Source organism: Pseudomonas sp. LBUM1679, from assembly GCF_059695565.1.
Genome location: NZ_CP166774.1, coordinates 5592920 through 5612377 on the forward strand (window position 1 = coordinate 5592920; position 19458 = coordinate 5612377).

A 19458-nucleotide genomic window follows, 5' to 3' on the forward strand; every position below is an offset into this window, starting at 1 on the left:
ATTCAATGCAGGGGCAAGGTTACAACCGCGGTTCGACCCGCAAACGCTGGGGGTTGCTCGGCACCGGCGGGCGACCGTAACGATCATCGCCGGCACCGCCGAATGGCTGATCTTCTTCAGGTGCGTCGGCCCTGGCCGCGGCCTGGGCGGCGGCAGCCTGCTCCTTGCGAGCCTTGGAGGCACGCTCGATCATGAAACGGATCGCCACGAACACCAGGTAGAGGCCGAAGGCGAGAATGCCGTACATGAACAGGTCGGAAATCGCCCGCCAGGCGTTGTTGCCGACCTTGAACAACAGGTCCAGGGCCGTGATGGCGATGGCCGGGGCGACTTTTTCCTTCACCGGGTCGATGATGGTCGGGCTGAACAGCAACACGACCACCAGCAGCCGCAGCGGCTCACGCAGCCAGCGCCACATCCAGCGGGTCATGCGCATCCACACTAACAGGCAGCCTAAAGCGGCGAAGGCGTAGAGGCCCCAAGCGATCAGATAGTCGTTCTCGGTCATGGTGTCCATGGCAAGGCAGGCAAAGAGGCGCTTATAGTAACGACTTTTCGCCCATCAGGCTGCCCCAATACCAGTCGGTCAAGTCACAGGCCCTGTGGGAGCGAGCTTGCTCGCGATGAGGTCACTACATTCAACATCAATGTTGTCTGGCAGTCCGTCATCGCGAGCAAGCTCGCTCCCACAGGGTCTGCAGAGGCTTCAAGACTGGTCTGCAGCCTGCACCCCCCTATTCAGTACATTGTTCGAGAGCCCTTCATGCCCCTATCCGCCAACGTTTCCAACGCCCCGATCGCCCACAAGGCCGAAGGCGATGACCCGTATGCCTGGCTCCAGGAGCGCGACACCGACGCGGTGCTCGACTACCTGAAAGCGGAAAACAATTATCAAGAGGCGCAAACCGCCGATCAGGCCGGGCTGCGCGAAACCCTGTTCGAAGAGATCAAGGCCCGGATTCTCGAAACCGACCTGTCGCTGCCCTCCCCCTGGGGGCCTTACCTGTATTACACGCGCACCACGGCGGGTGACGAATACGCCCGTCACTACCGCTGCCCGCGCCCGGCCGACGACAGCCTGCAGCTCGACGAAAGCCAGGAGCAACTGCTGCTGGACCCGAACGAACTGGCCAAGGGCGGCTTCTTTTCCCTGGGCGCATTCAGTATCAGCCCCGACCACCAACGCCTGGCCTACAGCATCGACTCCACGGGCGATGAGATTTTCACGTTGTTCGTGAAGGAATTGTCCAATGGTCGTGTCAGCGAACTGGAATTCCAGGACTGCGATGGCAGCATGACCTGGGCCAACGACAGCCTGACGCTGTTCTTCGGCGAACTGGACGACACCCACCGCCCGCACAAACTGTACCGCTATCGACTGGACGGGACAGCGGCCGAAGAAGTGTTCCATGAACCGGACGGTCGATTCTTCATGCACTGCTACCGGTCCAGTTCCGAGCAGCAATTGCTGCTGTCCCTGGGCAGCAAGACGACCAGCGAAGTCTGGGTGCTCGACGCGTTCCAGCCGCAGCAAGCCTTTGCCTGCGTAGCGCCGCGGGTTGAAGATCACGAATACGACGTCGACCACGGTGTGCTCGACGGTGTCTGGACCTGGTTCATTCGCACCAATCGCGACGGCATCAACTTTGCCCTGTACACGGCCGTTGATACCGGCGTCGCGCCGACCCTGGCTGACTGGCAGAACCTGATTCCCCACAGCGACACCACGATGATCGACGGTATGAGCCTCAACGCCGGGGCCATGACCCTGAGTCTGCGGGTCGGCGGCTTGCCGGTGATTGAAGTCCATCCGCAAGACCTGCCGAGCTACCGTGTGCAACTGCCGGATGCGGCCTACAGCCTTCACGTGCAGAACAGCCTGGAATTCATCAGCGACAGGATTCGCCTGCGCTACGAAGCGTTGAACCGTCCGGCGCAAATCCGCCAGCTGGGACTGGCCACCGGCGAGCAGAAAGTCCTCAAGCAAACCCCGGTGCTGGGCCCGTTCGATGCCGATGCCTATGTCAGCCAGCGTCTGTGGGCGACGGCACCCGACGGTACGCAAGTGCCGATCAGCCTCGTGGTCAAACGCGAAGCCCTCGGTAAGCCGACACCCCTTTATCTGTACGGCTATGGTGCGTATGGCGAAAGCCTCGACCCGTGGTTCTCCCATGCGCGCCTGAGTCTGCTGGACCGCGGCGTGGCGTTTGCCATCGCTCACGTGCGTGGCGGCGGTGAATTGGGCGAAGCCTGGTATCGCGCCGGCAAGCAGGAGCACAAGCACAACACCTTCAGCGACTTCATCGCCTGCGCCGAGCATTTGATCGACAACGGCTTGACCACATCAAGGCAACTGGCGATCAGCGGCGGTAGCGCCGGTGGGTTGCTGATCGGCGCCGTCCTCAACATGCGGCCGGAGTTGTTCGGCGCAGCGATTGCCGAAGTGCCGTTCGTCGACGTGCTCAACACCATGCTCGACCCGGATCTGCCGTTGACCGTCACCGAGTACGACGAGTGGGGCAATCCGCAGGAACCGGACGTCTACGAGCGGATCAAGGCTTACGCCCCGTACGAAAATGTCATCGCCCAGGCTTATCCGGCGACGTTGGTGATTGCCGGCTACAACGACAGTCGCGTGCAGTATTGGGAAGCGGCCAAGTGGGTGGCCAAGTTGCGTGCGACCAAAACCGACAACAATCCCCTGATGCTCAAGACCGAATTGGGCGCCGGGCACGGCGGGATGAGCGGGCGGTACCAGGGATTGCGTGATGTAGCGCTCGAATACGCATTTGTTTTCAAAGTGCTGGGTATTGCCTGAGAAACCTGGGCCGACGGTCAATCGTCTTCGCCTTAACCGCCCGGCGACTTGATCTTCGTGCCGTTCTGCTCAAGCCCAGGCAACGTCTGGTCCTTGGGCGGGCTGGGCATTTCGATCGGCGGCAACAGCGGCGGCCCGCCACTGCCGGACCCGGCCTTGGGCACGCTGATCGGGGTGATCTGCGGGTAGGGCGTCGGCGTTGCGGTTCCGGGCGAACCGGGCAACGGCCCGGGGCTGGTGGGAATGGTTGGTTGTTCCTGGGCCTGCACTGCAGTTATCGAGAGCGCGGCCAGGGCAATGACCGTTAGAATGGTGCGCTTCATCAATGGCTCCGTTGGCCTTGTAGTCTGTTTGCAGGCTACTCCCAACCGCCGCTGTTTGCCTGCCCCTGATTGCCGATTTTCCATCAAGAGTGCCCCAATGAAACGTTTCGTTCTGCTCGACACCACCCCGATTCCTGAAAATGGCGGTGCCTTGTGCCTGTTCGAATACGGCGAGGATTTCGTCATCAAGATCCAGGGTGGCGATGGCGGGCAGTTGATGAACACACGCATGCACGGATCCGAAGATGCCCTGGCCGAGATCCCGTGCCGCAAGGTGGCCGGACGGCCGAATTCGCGGGTGTTGATCGGTGGTCTGGGCATGGGCTTCACCCTCGCCTCGGCCCTCAAGCATCTGGGCAAGACGGCTGAAGTGGTGGTCGCCGAACTGGTGCCCGGCGTCGTGGAATGGAACCGTGGGCCGCTGGGCGAGAAAGCCGGCAAACCGCTGCTCGATCCGCGGACGGTGATCCGCATGGAAGACGTGGCCAAGGTGCTGCAAGCCGAGCCACAGGGCTTCGATGCGATCATGCTCGACGTCGACAACGGCCCCGAAGGCCTGACCCAGAAGGCCAACAGTTGGCTTTATTCCGCTGGAGGCCTGAGCGCCTGCGCCAAGGCCCTGCGCCCCAAAGGCGTGCTGGCGGTGTGGTCGGCCAGCGCTGACCGGCAGTTTTCCGACAAGCTGAAAAAGGCCGGTTTCAAGGCCGAGGAAGTGCAAGTCTTCGCCCATGGCAATAAAGGCACCCGCCACACCATCTGGATTGCCGAGAAGCTCAAGGGCTGAGCTAAACTGACCTCATAACCGTCATTAGTCTTTTTACAAAGGTGAACCCATGAGTTCGTCCACCCCAACCAATACATCGAAGCTGGACCGCATCCTCGCCGACAACCAGCGCGACAAGGAAATGGGTTACCGCGACAAGGCCCTGAAGATGTACCCGCACGTGTGCGGCCGCTGCGCCCGCGAGTTCTCCGGCAAGCGCCTGAGCGAACTGACCGTGCACCACCGCGACCACAACCACGACAACAACCCGCAGGACGGTTCGAACTGGGAATTGTTGTGCCTGTATTGCCACGACAATGAACACTCGCGGTACACCGACCAGCAGTACTTTGGTGAAGGCTCGCTGAGTTCGCCGAAGATCGCCAAGGCGACGCATAATCCGTTTGCGGCGTTGGCCGGGCTGATGAAAAAAGACGAGTAATCTTCAGCGCCCCAACTGGCCCCTTCGCGAGCAAGCTCGCTCCCACAGTGATTTGGGGGTGATCACAACTTTGTATCCGCCGCAGAACCCTGTGGGAGCGAGCTTGCTCGCGATAGCAATAACCCAAACCCCACAGTGATTGGCGGTGATCACAACTTTGTATCCGCCGCAGAACCCTGTGGGAGCGAGCTTGCTCGCGATAGCAATAACCCGAACCCCACAGTGATTGGCGGTGATCACAACTTTGTATCCGCCGCAGAACCCTGTGGGAGCGAGCTTGCTCGCGATAGCAATAACCCAAACCCCACAGTGATTGGCGGTGATCACAACTTTGTATCCGCCGCAGAACCCTCGCGAAGGGGCCGGTTCAGGCACCACAAGTCTCCAAACCGGACACCCCTCCCCCAATCCCCGTATAATCGCGCTTTTTCCCCGAAGGCACCCCGCTCGTGGCAGACAAACGGTACAGCTGCATTGGTTTGTATAACCCCAAATCACCGGAAAACGTCGGCTCGGTGATGCGCGCCGCCGGCTGTTATGGCGCCGCGTCGGTGTTCTACACCGGCAAGCGTTATGAACGAGCCGCGGACTTCGTCACCGACACCAAGCGTGTGCACTACGACATTCCGCTGATCGGCATCGACGACCTGAAGAAAATCCTGCCCCTGGGCTGCGTCCCGGTCGCGGTGGAACTGGTCGAAGGCGCCCGTTCGCTGCCGGAATACACCCACCCGGATCGCGCCCTGTACATCTTCGGCCCGGAAGACGGCTCGCTGGATCAAGAGATCCGCGACTGGTGCGAAGACGTGGTGTACATCCCGACCACCGGCTGCATGAACCTGGCGGCCACCGTCAACGTCGTGCTGTACGACCGCATGGCCAAGGGCCTGAACACCCGCTCGGGGCCGAAATTCCGCTGATTGCTGCACATCCGATGGAACAAGCCGCCCGCCTCGGCAGTCAGCTTAATTATCTATTCTTGAAGCAGCCCATCCAGCCAGGAGACAGATCATGAGCGAACTCACACGCGTAGAGCGCATCGAGTCCACCCCGTTCCAGACGCATTCCGACCACAACGTTCAGGGCTGGGAGCGCATCGGCTCCGTGGCCGGTGGCGTGGTGATGGTCAGCAAGGGCCTGCGTCGCGGCGGTGTGTTCGGGTTGATTCAAGTGGCGATCGGCGGCGTGGCGCTGGCTCGCGGGATTACCGGGCACAGTTCGGTCAAGAGTCTGTTGGAGAAAAGCCGCCAGGACATGAATAACGTGCGGGCGAAGATCGAGCGGGCCGGGGAAGAGTTGGGGCGGTTGAAGGCGAATGCCGAGGCGGCGACCAAGACGGCTACCGTGACCGGTAATGATTCTTTGAAGTCGCCTAAGACCGGGGTCTGATCCGGGATTTGTAGTGGGGCTTATGGCCTCTTCGCTGGCAAGCCAGCTCCCACAGGGTTCGGCGGTGCACACATAATTTGTGATCACCGCAAGTACTGTGGGAGCGGGCTTGTCGGATCGCCGCACCGTAGCGAAGGCGGTATTACTGCAGCAACTCGGTATCAAGAACCTTGGAGGACTCGCCAATCACGCTCTCGGCCAGTTGAACGAATTCCTTGGTATCCACACTTTCCAAACGCATCACCCCACGCAACACATCATCCAGTGAACGCTTGTTGCGGGTCTGCAGGCGAATCTCTCGATCCAGCTCTTGCAGCAACAACACCGCCTTCGAAACCTGTGCCGGGCTCATTTGCTCACCGCGCAACGTCGTGACCTTCTGGCCGTCCCTGACCAACTTGCCGTGCAAACTCTCATAGCGCTCATCACTCATGCCACCCGCTCGGCGCACCAGTTCGATCGCGTAATACTCGGCAAAGCCTTCACTGATCCAGTCACTGCGCTGCCGGTCGTTGATCCGGCCGAACACCTGGGCCAATTCACGCACCACCGCGCTGGTGCCGCTTTCGCTGACCAGCGGCAAACGTGTGTTCAGGTAAATCGATTCGTGCGCCGCCAGGCTGCCGCGCCACATCGGGTCATTGGCACCGACGATCAGCAGCTTGCTGGGATGACGCGGGAACACTGCCTGCACTTGCGGCCAGACAAAGGTCAGCAACGTCAGCACGTCCATGCGACGCATGCCCTGGCCTCGGGGCGAAGCGACGGTGACTTCGGTTTCCCCCAACCGCGTGCGACGGCTGCCAAGGTGGCCGGCGAGCATCCAGCCCGTGGGCCGGTCGAACAATCGGGAGACGTTATCGATGCGAAACCTGTCCTTGCCGATCCGCGGCCAGGCGGTTTCGACGCTTTTCCAGCCGTTGGGCAATTCGAATGCAAGGCGTGAAACCAGTTCGATGCCGTCCTGCTGATCGAGCCGGGCGGCCGGCACCAGATCGTCGCCGCGCATCAACGCCCAGGTCGGGGTCATCCGGGTGTCGAAGCTGCCGCTCTTGCGGCCGTGGCTGATGCGCACGCGGTAGGTCAGGCTGGCCTTGTCGGTGGCGGGCTGCCAGACACCGCGCACCGGCTTGCCCGGCGTCAGTTGCCATTGGCCGTCGGCCTTGAAGTCGCTGTAGTGACTGCCATCGCCCAGGTCGAAATCCAGACTGCGCACCGCCGAGCCCTGGGCGAGGGTCAGGCGCACTTCGGCCTGATCGCTTTGGGGCAACAGGCGCACGTGATAATCCAGATCGACCTTCTTCGCCGCCCACACCGGCGAACCCAGGGCCAACAGCCCAACGACCAACGCCAGCCGCAATCCCACAGCCATACACACTCCTGGTGAAACCTTAACCCGCCCGGAAAATCAGATGATCTTCCCAATCCTCTTCGGCCACGCTGCCTTCGGCGAGCATGCGCCCGGATTGTGAAATTCGTTCGTGGTGCACGGCGTCGCGATCACCGCACACCAAGTGGTGCCAGAGCGGCAGGTCCTTGCCCTCGCTGACCAGTCGATAACCGCAGGTCGGTGGCAGCCATTTGAACTCGTCGGCCTTGCCTGGCGTGAGCTGGATGCAGTCCGGCACGAAGTCGCGACGGTTGGGGTAATCGGTGCACTGGCAGGTTTTCAGGTCCAGCAGTTTGCAGGCAATGCGCGTGTAATAGACCGAGTTGTCCTCTTCATCTTCGAGCTTTTGCAGGCAGCACAGGCCGCAGCCGTCGCACAGCGATTCCCATTCCTCTTGATCGAGTTGATCGAGGGTTTTACGCATCCAGAACGGTTCGACTTTAGCGGCCATGGTTCAACATCGACATCAGGTGGTGAAAAGGCCGCCAGTCTAGTGCCAAGGCCCTTGCGGGCCAAGCATTGGCGACTGCCGGTCGACAGGGCTTGTCAGTTTTGGCGCCGCCCAGTAGCTTTGCCAGTCGCAAGGAGCCAGATCCGCGTGCCATTAACGCTCGACCGCGTTGCATTCAGGCGAACTGCCCAGGCTCAAGAAAAACCTCAACGCTCAGCTCAACTGCGGCCGCAGGTTTCAGACAACCCTCACCTTCAACCGTAGCAAGGAATCCCTTGATGAGCGCTAATCCTCGCGTTGCCGACTACGCCATTCACCCTCAATTCACCGATCGCTGGTCGCCCCGCGCCTTCACCGGCGAAGCCATTCCTGTCGAGACCCTGCTGAGCTTCTTCGAAGCCGCACGCTGGGCGCCATCGGCCTACAACTCGCAACCCTGGCGGTTCCTCTACGCGCGTCGCGACACGCCGAACTGGGAGCGTTACCTGGGCTTGCTGAACGAGTTCAACCGCAGCTGGGCACAACACGCCTCGGCGCTGGTGATCGTTGTATCGAAAACCACCTTTGTGGCGCCTGGCGCCACCGAAGAAACCCCGGCCTTGTGGCACACCTTCGACACCGGTTCAGCCTGGGGCCATCTGGCGCTGCAAGCGAGCATCAGCGGCTGGCACACCCACGGCATGGCCGGCTTCGATCAGGAACTGACCCGCAAGGCGCTGAACATTCCTGATGGCTACGCGCTGCATGCGGCCGTGGCGATCGGCAAATTGGGCGACAAGGCGAGCCTGGCGGAGTACCTGCAAGCGCGTGAAGCGCCAAGCCCGCGTCGTCCGTTGAGCGAATTGGCGGCCGAAGGCGATTTCACCCTCTAAACCACACCGCCGCCCCCCTGTAGGAGCTGGCTTGCCAGCGAAGACGGTGTGTCAGTCGATACATGTATCGGCTGATAGACTGCCTTCGCCGGCAAGCCGGCTCCTACAGGTTCATGGTGGACTCAATACCCGCGAGTGAAATCCACTTCCCCGCGCAACGCCTCGCCCGCCTCATACGCCCGCAGGTTCTCGACAAACAGCTGCACCATCATCGATGGCGAGGTCGGCGCCGAACTGTGCCCGGTCAACAGCAAGCCCCAGGCGGTCCAGAACGGGTGACGTTGCGGCAGTGGCTCCTGACGGCAGACGTCGATCACGGCGCCTGCCAGATGCCCTTCCTTCAAGGCTGCCACCAGATCCGCATCGACCACCGCCACCCCACGTCCGACGTTGATGAACAGGCCGGTCGGCTTGAACTGCTTGAACAGCGCCGCGTCGTACAGGTCATGGGTATTCGGTGTGTTCGGCAACAGATTGATCACGTAATCCACTTCACCGACCAGACGCGGCAAATCAGCCAACGCGCCTACTTCGACAAACGGAGCCTGCTCGCGAGCCTCGCTGGCGATGCCATACAACATCACGCCAAACGGCAGCAGGAACTGCGCCACGGCCTGGCCAATGTCACCGGTGCCGACGATCAACACCTTGCGCCCTGCCAGACTGTGCCCCTGGCGGCTGTCCCACTTGCGCTCGACCTGGCTGACCAGTCGCGGCAGCACCTCGCGCTCATGGCCGAGCATGTAGGTGAGCACGTATTCAGCCATGACCTGGCCAAAAATCCCCACCGCCCGGGTCAGGCGATAGTGCCGTGGCAAGCCGTCGGCCAACAGCGGCGTAATGCCGGCCCAGGTCGATTGCAGCCATTGCGGTTGGTGGCCCTGACGCAGCAGGGTCGCCAGCAAATCCGGCTGGCCCAGCCAGATCGGACAATCGGCGGCCTGGCTGGCCAGCTCGGCGGAATCGCCGCTGGTCAGCACTTCCAGGTCGGGCGCTGCCTGACGCAGCAGTTGGGCGTACACAGGGTGGTCGTGTTCAGCAATCAGAACGCGCATGGTTCAAACCTTTCGAAAACAGTGCAGACGACCGCCGATGAAGTAACGCTCCATCGCCCTGGCCATCGCCAAATTCAATTCCAGTGATTCAAGAGAAGGCTCTTCACACAAGCCCGGATGCTCTGCCAATCACATCGGGTCATTGCGTCGCAGCAATTCTTCCGGCAAATGTTCGATGTATTCGTCCTCGGCCGGCGGCATTTGCAGGTGATAGCCCTGCTTGTCGAGGTTTTCCAGGACCAGGGTGATGTCTTCGCGCGACAGTTTGCGCTCGGGACTCAGCACCAGGTCGAAGGCGTGATGCGGTTTGCCGAAGGCGGCCATCAGGCTTTCCGGGACGCGTTCCAGTGCATCGCTTTTGAGCACGTAGAGGTACATCTCGTTTTTCTTCAGGCTTCGGTAGATGGAGCAAATACGTTTCAAGGCTGTTCTCCGGCGGTGGCCAGGCTGTCGAGCAGCGCCTGGCCCATCAATTCGCGGCGCCAGCCACGCAGCGAATCAGGCAGTTGGTAAGGACCATTGGGGAAACCGCTCTTGAGCAGGGCTTCCAGGGTTTTCTTGCGCAGCATCAGTTCCGGCGCGATGTTCAGGCGCTCGGCTTCGGCCTGGCCGATCGCCCGCAGCTGTTTGACCAGCGCGGCGGCCTCCACCGGTAACGGCTCCGGCACGGCAGGCGGCCATTGATCCGGTGACACACTGCCAGAGCGCTTGATCAGATCAAGCAGGAATTCGCCGTCCTGACGCACGGTACGCGGGTGCATGTCTTCGATTTTCGCCAGCGCGCCAAGGTTGTCCGGCTGCGTCCGCGCCAGCGGCCACAGGGAATGCTCACGGACAATGCGATTGCGCGGCAGATCGCGGGCGCGCGCCTCGCGCTCGCGCCAGGCGCAGAGTTCACGCAACACGGCGAGTTGGGCGCGGGACAGCTTCCAGGCCAGCTTGGCGTCGCGATATACCTCGTACGGGTCGATCTCGCGGCGCAGGTTGGCCACCAGTTCGGCGCCATCTTCCAGAACCCAGGCGTACTTGTCGTCAGAAAGCTTCGGGCGCAACTGTACGAAAACTTCCGCCAGGTGCACGGCATCTTCGGCGGCGTAACTGATCTGGGTGTCGGAAAGCGGACGTTGCAGCCAGTCGGAACGGGTCTCGCCCTTGGGCAGGTCGATGCCGAGCACTTCCTGCACCAGCCGCGAATACCCCATGGAGAACCCCAGGTTCAGGTACGCGGCGGCCAGTTGGGTGTCGAACAGTGGCGCCGGCAGGCTGCCGGTCAGGCGCAGCAGGACTTCGAGGTCTTCGCTGCAGGCATGCAGGACTTTGACCACGGCCGGGTTTTCCAGCAACGCGGCCAGCGGCTGCCAGTTGTCGATGGTCAGCGGGTCAATCAGGTAAGCGCGTACGCCATCGCCGATCTGCAGCAGGCCTGCGATCGGATAAAAGGTGTCGACCCGCATGAATTCGGTGTCGAGGGCAACGAACGGCAGCTGCTGCCACTCGGCACAAAACCGACCGAGGCTTTCGTTGTCGCGAATCCAGTGAATATCGATGGCCACACGGCTCTCCCTTGAAGAATGGCGCGCAGTATATATCGCCGCAGGCGATTTCCACGCATCCACTGAACAAGAGCTTTAGCGAAAATACCGGCCAATTAGCAAGAATTGTCTGACAAAGGGAGGTTATCTGGTCTTACGCAGCACATAGACCCGCATCCGTGCGCAACCGGGCAGGAAATCCTGATGGCTGAGCATACGTAATCCCGCCTGCCTGAATTCGGCTTCAACCTCGGCCTTGCCAGGCAGCTGCCGGGGCTGTGCACCCTCTGCACCGGGGCGCTGCAGTTTGAAATGCGCATCAATTCGTACCGCCACTATCACGGTATCGCGGCTGACCCGGTGGAATTCCTTGAGCATGGCCAGCCGATGCTCGGAACCGTCGATGTGTTGAAACAGTTGCATGCAAAAAATGCAATCGACCGCGTTCGCCGACAAATCGATGGTGAAGGCTGAGCTCTGAAAGGTCTTGATTCGCTCAAGCAGGTTCTGCGGATGGTGGGTCTGGGCGTGATTTAGCATGTCCTGGGATGGATCGGACGCGAGGATCACCCGGTTGGCATGCTCGGCCAACACCGGCCAGAAGCGCCCGGCACCGCAGGCCACATCGAGGATCAGGCCCGGCTCGCCGGCCACCTTGAGTGCGCTGCGCACCAACTGCTCGTCGCGCCAGAACGTCAAACGCCGCCCCAGGCCCCGCGGTCGCGACTGATGGCAGTCGCGGGCGTGTTCCCGGTCGTAGCGCCGGGCGAACTCCAGTTCAATGGCGGAGGGGGGTTGCGCGGGCATGTGCAATGACTCTAGTAGGAATATGAACCCGTCGCAGCTTAGCGGCGGGAGCGTGAAAAAAAGGTCGAAGCCTTCATTCTTTGGCCAGCACACCGTCGATCACGGCACCGCGGCAACCGGCGAACATATCCAGATCCTGGTTGTAGACCTTGCTGTTGACCTCCAGCAGACCGAGCATCGAATGGAACAGATTGTCCTGGCTCAAGGGCCTCTCACGGCTCAGTTGCAGGCAGTGGGTGTCCACCGAGAACGATTTTTGATAGCTGTCGGAGAACCAGGCGAGCATCGCGACATGCTTCTGTTGTTCCGGCGCCAGCATATAAGGCGTGCCGTGGAGGAACAGGTTGTACTCGCCCAGAGATTCGCCGTGGTCCGACAGATAGAGCATGGCGGTATCGACTTTGTCCTGATTGCTGCGCAACAGATCGATCAGGGTCGACAACACGTGGTCGGTGTACACCAGGGTGTTGTCGTAGGCGTTAACGATACTTTCGCGACTGCAATTGTTCAGCGCGTTGCTGTCGCAGACCGGGGTAAAGCGTTCGTACTCTTTCGGGTAGCGCTTGAAATATTCCGGACCGTGACTGCCCATCTGATGCAACACCAGGACCGTATCCTTATCCAGGGTATCGATGAAGTGCTGCAGGCCCTGCAGCAGAATTTCATCACGGCATTCACTGTTGGCGCACAGCACCGGGTCCTTGAGGTTGCTGACGTCGTCGAGGGTGACCCGATCGCAGGTGCCTTTGCAGCCCGATTGGTTATCGCGCCAGATCACGTCAAGGCCCGCGCGCTTGAGTACATCCAGCAAGCTCTCTTCGTTTTTCGCCTTGCTGGCGTTGTAATCCTTGCGGCCCATGTTGGAGAACATGCACGGCACCGACACGGCTGTTTCCGTTCCGCAGGAATGCACATCGGTGAAGGCGATCAGGCCCGGTTCCTTATCCAGTTTTGGCGTGGTATCGCGGTCATAGCCGAGGATGCCGAAATTTTCGGCCCGGGCGCTTTCGCCCACCACCAGTACGGTCAGGGATTTACGACCGTGGTTTTGCCAGGCCGTTTTTCTCTCTGCGTCTTCACCGACTTTGACAAAAGGCTGTTGCGCGGAAACTACTTGTTCACGCAAGTAGCTGGCCGTGGCACCGATGTAGTTACTCGGCACCACCATCAGACGCAACTCGTGGTGATTACGAAACAATGAAGACAAGCCCTGATAGTTAACCAGTGCAACGCCACCAATGACGGCGACCGAAGCGACACTCACCAGCACTTTACTTAACAGCTCACGGTGCCAGCGACGATAACTAACCGGGGTCTTCCACAACAACCACGACGGAATAATTCCCAGCAGTAGAATATAAACAAGCAACTTTATCGAGAGTAAGTCGCGTACCTCCGCCGCATTGGTCTGCGCAAAGTTACGCAGCATGCCGATGTCGATCAGCACGCCATATTGACTCATGAAGTAAGCCACGCCGGCACTGACCATGAAGATCAGCGTCAGCACCGGTTTCATCACGGGCCGGAAAGCCAGCAGGGTCAGTACAATATTGAAGACGGCCAGGATCATCACCCCGAAAGCCACGCGCATGACGATGCCTTTGCCGTCAGACGCGGTGATTTCAAACAGGTGTTGCCAGAGTACAAGATTGCAACCCGTTAATAAAAAGGCGCTGGCAATCAGTGTCACCCACTCGGGGCGCACGGCTTTAATCTTCAACATGATGATTGGCTGATCCTGAAAAGAAGTGCCGTCGGCAAATGTGAAAATTTCATTTACCGCGACAACACAAATTTTAAGCAGCCAACCATCAATTTTTTGTGAAAAAGAAGCCAACGATTAGTTGGCTCCGTGTATTAACTCTTAACTTTTAACTTATTTGAGAATGGTTCAGGTTCTGTTCAGGCTTGATGCAAATACCAGCGCCAGTCCTGCTCGCCGACTTCACCCATGAATTGTCGGTACTCGGCACGTTTCACCGCCAGGTAGACCCCGAGAAACTCGGCGCCGAACGCCTCCCGCGCCCAGCTCGAACCTTCCAGCGCGCGCAAGGTGGTCAGCCAGTCGGTGGGCAACAGTTGCGTGGCCTGGGCGTAACCATTGCCCTCTACCGGCGCGCCCGGGTCGAGTTGCTCGCGGATGCCGCGATGGATACCGGCCAGGATCGCCGCGGCCGCCAGATACGGGTTGGCGTCGGCGCCACAGATACGATGCTCGATATGCCGCGAGAACGCCGGCCCGCCGGGCACACGCAAGCTCACGGTGCGATTGTCCACGCCCCAGGTAACCGCCAGCGGCGCGTAGCTGTTGGTCTGGAAACGGCGGTAAGAGTTGGCGTTGGGACAGAACAGCAACAACGAATCGAGCAAAGTGCCGAGCATCCCTGCGACTGCCTGTTTCAGCAGCGGGGTGCCATCCGGGGCTTCGCTGGCGAACAGGTTGTTGCCGTCCTTGTCCGCCAGGCTGACGTGCATGTGCATCCCGGTGCCCGCCAGGTCGTCGAAGGGTTTGGCCATGAAGCACGCCGCCATCCCGTGCTTGTGTGCCACGCCCTTGACCAGCCTTTTGTAACGCACCGCTTCGTCCATCGCCTGCAAGGCGTCAGTGCGATGTTCGAGGGTGATCTCCACCTGCCCCGGCGCGTATTCGGAAATCGCCGTACGCGCCGGAATGCCCTGGAGTTTACAGGCGCTGTAGAGGTCGGCCAGGAACGGTTCGATCTGCTCCAGCTCACGCAAGCCGTAGACCTGAGTCCCACGCGGGCGCCCGCCATCGACATCCCGCGCCGGCTGCGGCCGTCCGTTGCTGTCACGCTGCTGATCCAGCAGGTAGAACTCCAGCTCCGCCGCCATGACCGGGTAATAGCCATCGGCCTGCAAACCTTCGATGACTTTCGCCAGCAGATGCCGTGGATCGGCAATGGTCGCGGGCATGCCCTCTTTCGGGTGCATGCTGACCTGCACCGCCGCCGTTGGAATCAATCGCCACGGCATGCGCGTCAGACTGCCGCTGATCGGGTAGGCCCGGCAATCGATATCACCGACGTCCCAGACCAGCCCGGAGTTTTCCACGTCATCGCCGTTGATGGTCAGGCCGAGAATGGTGCTCGGCAGCGGCCGTCCGCTTTCATACACGGCCAGCAACTCATCGCGGTGCAGCAACTTGCCCCGGGGTACGCCGTTGTTGTCGAGGATGAACAACTCGAACATCTCGATATCCGGGTTCTGTTCGAGGAAGGTCAGGGCTTCTTGTGTGGAGGCGAAGGGGGTCGTGGCAAAACTCATGGGAATTCTCTTGTATTCGCGTCAGGCAAACGCTCAGGCGCTGCCGATTTGATCCCGGCGCATGGCGCGGGACCTGTAAGAACAATCAACGGAAAAGGCAGGAGTCCGGCGGGCGCGCGTGACGGCAATGCCACAGTGCCCAGAAGGCGAGTTTGGAAGGGAGTGCGACCGGACAACCGTCCATAGAGAAGACCGCGGTAAACAGATGAGCGGCAGCGTCACACGGGTGGTTGAGTCGTTAAATCGGGATTTGAAGAACTTTGGGTGTGGGTTGGCTAAACATTCGATGACTGCTCAATTGAACACTCTCTACCAAACACTGAATCCCCTGTGGGAGCGGGCTTGCCCGCGATAGCGTACTTTCAGTCGACATAGTCGCTGAATGTGAAACCGCAATCGCGGGCAAGCCCGCTCCCACAAGGAGATTGCGTTGCCGTAGATATATTTAATTTCTAAATACCGCCCCAGACTTTCTGATTTGCGGCCTCCAGCCCTCTCGCGCCTAATCGGCTCCTTGTCATACAAGGTCCGATTGATGGAAAACGTCCGCGCAACATCCCGCCCTGCACTCCGGCTGATGGCCAGCATCCTTCTGGTCGCCCTGAACCTGCGCCCCTCCATGGCCGCCGTCGGTCCTTTGTTATCCACCATTCGCGGCGACATCGCGCTGAGTTTCAGCCTGGCCTCGCTGCTGACCATGCTGCCAGTGATGGCGATGGGGCTGGCGATGTTCTTCGGCCTCCGGGTCAGCCAGCGCCTCGGTGAACAGCGCACCGTGATGCTCTCGCTGCTGATTATCGGCATGGCCACCCTGTCGCGCCTGTTCCTCGATTCGGCGGCCGAACTGATCCTCAGCGCCGTGCTGGCCGGTATCGGTATCGCGCTGATCCAGGCCTTGATGCCAACACTGATCAAATCCCGCTTCAGCGATAACGTATCCGTGTGCATGGGCCTCTACGTCACCTCGATCATGGGCGGTGCGGCCATCGCCGCATCTTTTGCGCCGCAGGTGATGACCCGGACCGGCAGTTGGCGCATGGGCCTGGCGATCTGGGCGGCGCTGGCGCTGGTGGCGTTGCTGTTCTGGGGCGCCCGGCGCTCAGGGATGCCGACGCCGGTGTCGGCGTCATCACCTGACGCATCCTTCTTCGGCAATTCCCGCGCCTGGTTGCTGGCAATCTTCTTTGGCCTCGGTACAGCGTCCTACACCTGTGTGCTGGCCTGGCTGGCGCCGTACTACGTGGAAAAGGGCTGGAGCGAACAGAACGCCGGGGTGCTCCTGGGTTTCCTGACCGCCATGGAAGTGTTGTCCGGCCTGTTGACGCCGGCCATCGCCCACCGCAGCCGCGACCGACGCCTGGTGCTGGTGGTGTTGCTGGCACTGATCATGGCCGGGTTCTGCGGGCTGATTCTCGGCCCGCACCACCTGAGCCTGTTATGGCCGTGCCTGTTGGGGCTGGGCATCGGCGGGCTGTTTCCGATGAGCCTGATCGTGTCGCTGGATCACCTGGACAACCCCCGGCGAGCCGGTGGACTGACCGCCTTCGTACAAGGCATCGGCTACCTGATCGCCGGTCTCTCGCCGCTGATGGCCGGGATGATCCGCGATCAACTCGGCAGCTTCGAGTGGGCCTGGTGGTCACTGACCGGCGTCATGGCGCTGATGATCCTGATGGTCTTGCGCTTCGATCCACGGCACTACGCCAGGCACATACACTGATCCGCAACGGGCGATGGCGTCATGCATTCGGCCTGCGGGCGCTGTCGATGTCCAGCCACCGCGCAATGCCTGCCACCGTTCAAGGCTGAAGGCTTTTGGCAACAACCTCACCATTATCCGTGAAACTTCCTACAAGGCATTCTCCTCGCACCATCGTTCCGTTAGGATCTTTCGCACACGTTTGCGCAGGTTCAGCGCAAGGAACGCAGCGAGATGGAATGGATGCTGAACAGCAATTTGCTTAGAAAGCTCGACATGCAGGACCTTATGGTGTTTGTCGCCGTGTACGAGCAAAGCAGCGTCACCGGTGTAGCCGAGACACTCTGCGTCAGCCAGTCCACCGTGAGCTATTGCCTGAAAAAGCTGCGCACCAGTTTCGAAGACGAGCTGTTCATCAATACCCGCGCCGGCATGCGCCCCACCTGCAAAGCCGGCACCATGTACAGCCACGTGCTGAAAATCCTCGAAAGCATCAACCTGTGTCACGCCGGCGCCCAGGCGTTCGACCCGACCTTGCAGGCCGTCACGTTCAACATCTGTGCCCCGGAGTACTTCGAGCAACTGATCCTGCCGCGCCTGCTCAAACGCTTCGATTTCGCCGGCCTGCCGGTGATGATCAACATGCACAAGCTCGAAACCGACATCCCAACCGAGGCACTGCACGATGGCAGCCTGGACCTGGTGATTGGCTTCGGCCCCCACTTCCATCGCAGCCACAGCGACCTCAACTCCCGGGTATTGCTGGAGGATGACCTGGTGTGTGTCTTCGATAAGCGCGCCCCACCGCTTGAGCTGCCTCTAAGCCTGCAAGCCTTCGTCGCCCGCCGGCATGTGTTCCCGACCCCCTGGACATCCAACAGCAACATGGTCGATGGCTGGCTGGCGCAGCAGGCGCAACAACGGCAGATCGTCGCCCGCGCCAACAGCTACAGCGCGGCGCTGAAACTGATCACCGGCACCGACTTCATCGTGACCTTGCCCCGACGCATCCAGCCATTGCTGGCCAGCGAGGCGATCTTCAAGCACTGCGAAGCGCCCAACGGCTTGCCGGGGTTCACGCTCGATATGCAGTGGAGCCAAAGTGCCGATCAGGACAGTGCTAATACCTGGTTGCGCGAGCAAGTGGTCCAGGCCTGCATCGAGCAGGAAAAGGCCTGAGGCTCAGTGGCCGATGGCGATCTTGGTGTAGGACTCGCGATCGATGTCGAGAATTTCCACGGCCAGCTGGACTTCAACACCCGTTGGCCACTGACACAGGTCCTGCACCACCGCCAGCAGGCTTTCCGACAACTGCTTCTTGATCTGCCCTGAGCGACCGCTCAACACCGCCAGCTTCACATGCACAAACGCCCGCTCAGTCAATGCGGTACCGACCTTGAACGTCTCGATCTTCACCGCACGGCTCTTGATGTCGAATTCGGCAGCGAACTCACCGGAAGCCACCAGCGCATTGTTGAGCCGGATCAACGCCACGTCGGCATTCAGCTCAGGCAGGTTGGCGGTGTATTCCATGTGCAGATGAGGCATGAGGGTGCTCCTGAAAGTGGGCGAAAGGGTCGTACATATAACACAGCAGCGCCCTGCTCACTCGGGCAGCGGCAACACCGCGCGCTCACCCATGAATGCCTCCAGCCGCGACCGCAACCAGCGCTCGGCCGGATCGGTATCGACATGGCTGAGCCAGACCATCGACAGGTCCAGGGTCGGCGCCTGGAACGGAAACGGTTCCCTGAACAGCACCCCGGACGCGGCCATCGCTTCGGCGGTGTAATCCGGCAGGCTGGCGACCAGGTCAGTCCCGGCAAGCAGGGCCGGCAACGAACTGTATTGCGGTACCGAGAGCACGACATGGCGCGTCCGGCCAATCTCCGCCAGCCACTCATCGGCGTAGCCGCTGACATTGGCGGTATGGGACACCAGCACGTGGGGACGCGAGCAATATTCATCGAGGGTCAGCGGCGTATCGGACGCATCGGCGCGCAACACATTGGGCTGGATATGCCGCAGCAACTTGCGCTTGGCATTGGCTGGCAACCCGCGGGTCTGGCTGATGCCGACGGTGATATCACCGGACGCCAGCAAATCCGGAATCCGCCAGTAATCGACATGCTGCACCACGAACACCACCTTCGGCGCTTCCTGGCGCAAGGCACGCAGCAACGGCGGCAGCAGGCCAAACTCGACATCGTCCGACAGCCCGATACGGAAAGTCATGGTACTGCTGACGGGGTCGAAATCATGGGTCAGGCTCAAGGCCACCGACAGCGAATCCAGCGCCGGCGACAGGTGCCGAATAATCTCCTCGGCCCGCGCCGTCGGCTCCATGCGATGGCCGACGCGAATGAACAGCGGATCGTTGAACATCGTACGCAAGCGATTGAGCGCCGAACTGATGGTCGGCTGACCGAGAAACAGCTTCTCCGCCACGCGCGTGACATTGCGTTCGAGCATCAAGGTCTCGAACACCACCATCAGGTTGATATCGGCCTTGCGTAGTTCGTTGCGGTTCATCCAATGACCCCTGTTCCCAATCTGCCGACAGTTTAGGTAGGTGTCGCAATCGGCGTCTATGCGGCGAAGAGAATAGGCTGATGCCGTTCGCGTTTAATTT

20 protein-coding genes are annotated in these 19458 nt (G+C 60.6%); 8 read left to right on the forward strand and 12 right to left on the reverse strand.

Translation table 11 applies throughout. From position 1 onward, the window contains the following. Positions 1–19: 19 nt before the first annotated feature. Positions 20–517: an MFS transporter gene (locus tag ACA062_RS25380; protein WP_497453512.1), complete on the reverse strand. Its 498-nt coding sequence runs from the start codon at positions 515–517 to the stop codon at positions 20–22. 246 nt (positions 518–763) lie between these two features. On the opposite strand from ACA062_RS25380, the gene ACA062_RS25385 reads away from it, so the two are divergent. After that, entirely contained in the window at positions 764–2818 is a 2055-nt protein-coding gene (locus ACA062_RS25385) for a S9 family peptidase (protein WP_497453513.1), read from the forward strand. Positions 2819–2850: 32 nt separating this feature from the next. On the opposite strand, the gene ACA062_RS25390 is transcribed toward ACA062_RS25385, so the two are convergent. Continuing rightward, positions 2851–3141 carry a hypothetical protein gene (locus ACA062_RS25390; RefSeq protein ID WP_128872027.1) on the reverse strand — a complete coding sequence of 97 codons (291 nt, stop codon included), beginning with the start codon at positions 3139–3141 and terminating at the stop codon, positions 2851–2853. Positions 3142–3238: 97 nt separating this feature from the next. Here ACA062_RS25390 and ACA062_RS25395 point away from each other — a divergent pair, with 97 nt between their 5' ends. The 4 genes from ACA062_RS25395 to ACA062_RS25410 all read left to right on the forward strand — a co-directional run bounded on the left by ACA062_RS25395 (position 3239) and on the right by ACA062_RS25410 (position 5735). Beyond that, the gene (locus ACA062_RS25395) at positions 3239–3925 is read left to right on the forward strand and encodes a spermidine synthase (protein ID WP_497453514.1); all 687 of its coding nucleotides are present in this window, start codon (positions 3239–3241) and stop codon (positions 3923–3925) included. 49 nt (positions 3926–3974) lie between these two features. After that, positions 3975–4346, forward strand: coding sequence for a YajD family HNH nuclease (locus tag ACA062_RS25400; protein ID WP_064679221.1), 372 nt, complete (start codon positions 3975–3977; stop codon positions 4344–4346). 449 nt (positions 4347–4795) lie between these two features. After that, positions 4796–5266: an RNA methyltransferase gene (locus ACA062_RS25405; protein WP_128872026.1), complete on the forward strand. Its 471-nt coding sequence runs from the start codon at positions 4796–4798 to the stop codon at positions 5264–5266. A 91-nt stretch (positions 5267–5357) separates the two neighbouring features. Further along, positions 5358–5735, forward strand: a complete 378-nt coding sequence (locus ACA062_RS25410; RefSeq protein ID WP_497453515.1) for a YgaP family membrane protein — start codon at positions 5358–5360, stop codon at positions 5733–5735. A gap of 142 nt (positions 5736–5877) precedes the next feature. Here ACA062_RS25410 and ACA062_RS25415 read toward each other — a convergent pair whose 3' ends face one another. Both ACA062_RS25415 and ACA062_RS25420 read right to left on the reverse strand, forming a co-directional pair. Further along, entirely contained in the window at positions 5878–7107 is a 1230-nt protein-coding gene (locus ACA062_RS25415) for a hypothetical protein (protein ID WP_497453516.1), read from the reverse strand. A gap of 19 nt (positions 7108–7126) precedes the next feature. Continuing rightward, positions 7127–7576, reverse strand: coding sequence for a YcgN family cysteine cluster protein (locus ACA062_RS25420; protein WP_497453517.1), 450 nt, complete (start codon positions 7574–7576; stop codon positions 7127–7129). A 278-nt stretch (positions 7577–7854) separates the two neighbouring features. Here ACA062_RS25420 and ACA062_RS25425 point away from each other — a divergent pair, with 278 nt between their 5' ends. Then, positions 7855–8448, forward strand: coding sequence for a nitroreductase family protein (locus ACA062_RS25425; RefSeq protein WP_497453518.1), 594 nt, complete (start codon positions 7855–7857; stop codon positions 8446–8448). Between the two features lie 122 nt (positions 8449–8570). Here the strand turns inward: ACA062_RS25425 and ACA062_RS25430 are convergent, their stop codons facing one another. From ACA062_RS25430 to ACA062_RS25455, 6 genes are all read right to left on the reverse strand, one after another. Then, a complete protein-coding gene (locus ACA062_RS25430; protein WP_497453519.1) occupies positions 8571–9503 on the reverse strand; it encodes a D-2-hydroxyacid dehydrogenase in 933 nt (310 codons plus the stop codon). Between the two features lie 129 nt (positions 9504–9632). Continuing rightward, positions 9633–9926, reverse strand: a complete 294-nt coding sequence (locus ACA062_RS25435; protein WP_307327718.1) for a YcgL domain-containing protein — start codon at positions 9924–9926, stop codon at positions 9633–9635. Further along, positions 9923–11056: a ribonuclease D gene (gene rnd, locus ACA062_RS25440; protein ID WP_497453520.1), complete on the reverse strand. Its 1134-nt coding sequence runs from the start codon at positions 11054–11056 to the stop codon at positions 9923–9925. Before rnd ends, ACA062_RS25435 begins: the two co-directional genes overlap by 4 nt. 123 nt (positions 11057–11179) lie before the next feature. Continuing rightward, positions 11180–11842 (reverse strand): class I SAM-dependent methyltransferase, encoded by a 663-nt coding sequence (locus ACA062_RS25445; RefSeq protein WP_497453521.1) that lies wholly within the window; start codon positions 11840–11842, stop codon positions 11180–11182. Between the two features lie 73 nt (positions 11843–11915). Further along, positions 11916–13565, reverse strand: a complete 1650-nt coding sequence (locus ACA062_RS25450) for a phosphoethanolamine transferase (protein WP_497453522.1) — start codon at positions 13563–13565, stop codon at positions 11916–11918. 179 nt (positions 13566–13744) lie between these two features. Beyond that, a complete protein-coding gene (locus tag ACA062_RS25455; RefSeq protein WP_497453523.1) occupies positions 13745–15127 on the reverse strand; it encodes a glutamine synthetase family protein in 1383 nt (460 codons plus the stop codon). Between the two features lie 535 nt (positions 15128–15662). Between ACA062_RS25455 and ACA062_RS25460 the strand changes: the two genes are divergently transcribed. Next, a complete protein-coding gene (locus ACA062_RS25460) occupies positions 15663–16847 on the forward strand; it encodes a cyanate transporter (RefSeq protein ID WP_497453524.1) in 1185 nt (394 codons plus the stop codon). Positions 16848–17069: 222 nt separating this feature from the next. Next, positions 17070–18005: a LysR family transcriptional regulator gene (locus ACA062_RS25465; RefSeq protein WP_497457497.1), complete on the forward strand. Its 936-nt coding sequence runs from the start codon at positions 17070–17072 to the stop codon at positions 18003–18005. Positions 18006–18008: 3 nt separating this feature from the next. On the opposite strand, the gene ACA062_RS25470 is transcribed toward ACA062_RS25465, so the two are convergent. Further along, positions 18009–18374: a 5-carboxymethyl-2-hydroxymuconate Delta-isomerase gene (locus ACA062_RS25470; protein WP_497453525.1), complete on the reverse strand. Its 366-nt coding sequence runs from the start codon at positions 18372–18374 to the stop codon at positions 18009–18011. A gap of 57 nt (positions 18375–18431) precedes the next feature. After that, positions 18432–19358: a LysR substrate-binding domain-containing protein gene (locus ACA062_RS25475; RefSeq protein ID WP_497453526.1), complete on the reverse strand. Its 927-nt coding sequence runs from the start codon at positions 19356–19358 to the stop codon at positions 18432–18434. Positions 19359–19458 lie beyond the last annotated feature (100 nt).

Excerpts from the sequence above, each read along its gene's own strand:
- ACA062_RS25380 (WP_497453512.1), bottom strand. The coding sequence starts at position 517 with ATGGACACCATGACCGAGAACGACTATCTGATCGCTTGGGGCCTCTAC.
- ACA062_RS25385 (WP_497453513.1), top strand. The coding sequence starts at position 764 with ATGCCCCTATCCGCCAACGTTTCCAACGCCCCGATCGCCCACAAGGCC.
- ACA062_RS25390 (WP_128872027.1), bottom strand. The coding sequence starts at position 3,141 with ATGAAGCGCACCATTCTAACGGTCATTGCCCTGGCCGCGCTCTCGATA.
- ACA062_RS25395 (WP_497453514.1), top strand. The coding sequence starts at position 3,239 with ATGAAACGTTTCGTTCTGCTCGACACCACCCCGATTCCTGAAAATGGC.
- ACA062_RS25400 (WP_064679221.1), top strand. The coding sequence starts at position 3,975 with ATGAGTTCGTCCACCCCAACCAATACATCGAAGCTGGACCGCATCCTC.
- ACA062_RS25410 (WP_497453515.1), top strand. The coding sequence starts at position 5,358 with ATGAGCGAACTCACACGCGTAGAGCGCATCGAGTCCACCCCGTTCCAG.
- ACA062_RS25415 (WP_497453516.1), bottom strand. The coding sequence starts at position 7,107 with ATGGCTGTGGGATTGCGGCTGGCGTTGGTCGTTGGGCTGTTGGCCCTG.
- ACA062_RS25420 (WP_497453517.1), bottom strand. The coding sequence starts at position 7,576 with ATGGCCGCTAAAGTCGAACCGTTCTGGATGCGTAAAACCCTCGATCAA.
- ACA062_RS25425 (WP_497453518.1), top strand. The coding sequence starts at position 7,855 with ATGAGCGCTAATCCTCGCGTTGCCGACTACGCCATTCACCCTCAATTC.
- ACA062_RS25430 (WP_497453519.1), bottom strand. The coding sequence starts at position 9,503 with ATGCGCGTTCTGATTGCTGAACACGACCACCCTGTGTACGCCCAACTG.
- ACA062_RS25445 (WP_497453521.1), bottom strand. The coding sequence starts at position 11,842 with ATGCCCGCGCAACCCCCCTCCGCCATTGAACTGGAGTTCGCCCGGCGC.
- ACA062_RS25450 (WP_497453522.1), bottom strand. The coding sequence starts at position 13,565 with ATGTTGAAGATTAAAGCCGTGCGCCCCGAGTGGGTGACACTGATTGCC.
- ACA062_RS25455 (WP_497453523.1), bottom strand. The coding sequence starts at position 15,127 with ATGAGTTTTGCCACGACCCCCTTCGCCTCCACACAAGAAGCCCTGACC.
- ACA062_RS25460 (WP_497453524.1), top strand. The coding sequence starts at position 15,663 with ATGGAAAACGTCCGCGCAACATCCCGCCCTGCACTCCGGCTGATGGCC.
- ACA062_RS25465 (WP_497457497.1), top strand. The coding sequence starts at position 17,070 with ATGCTGAACAGCAATTTGCTTAGAAAGCTCGACATGCAGGACCTTATG.
- ACA062_RS25470 (WP_497453525.1), bottom strand. The coding sequence starts at position 18,374 with ATGCCTCATCTGCACATGGAATACACCGCCAACCTGCCTGAGCTGAAT.
- ACA062_RS25475 (WP_497453526.1), bottom strand. The coding sequence starts at position 19,358 with ATGAACCGCAACGAACTACGCAAGGCCGATATCAACCTGATGGTGGTG.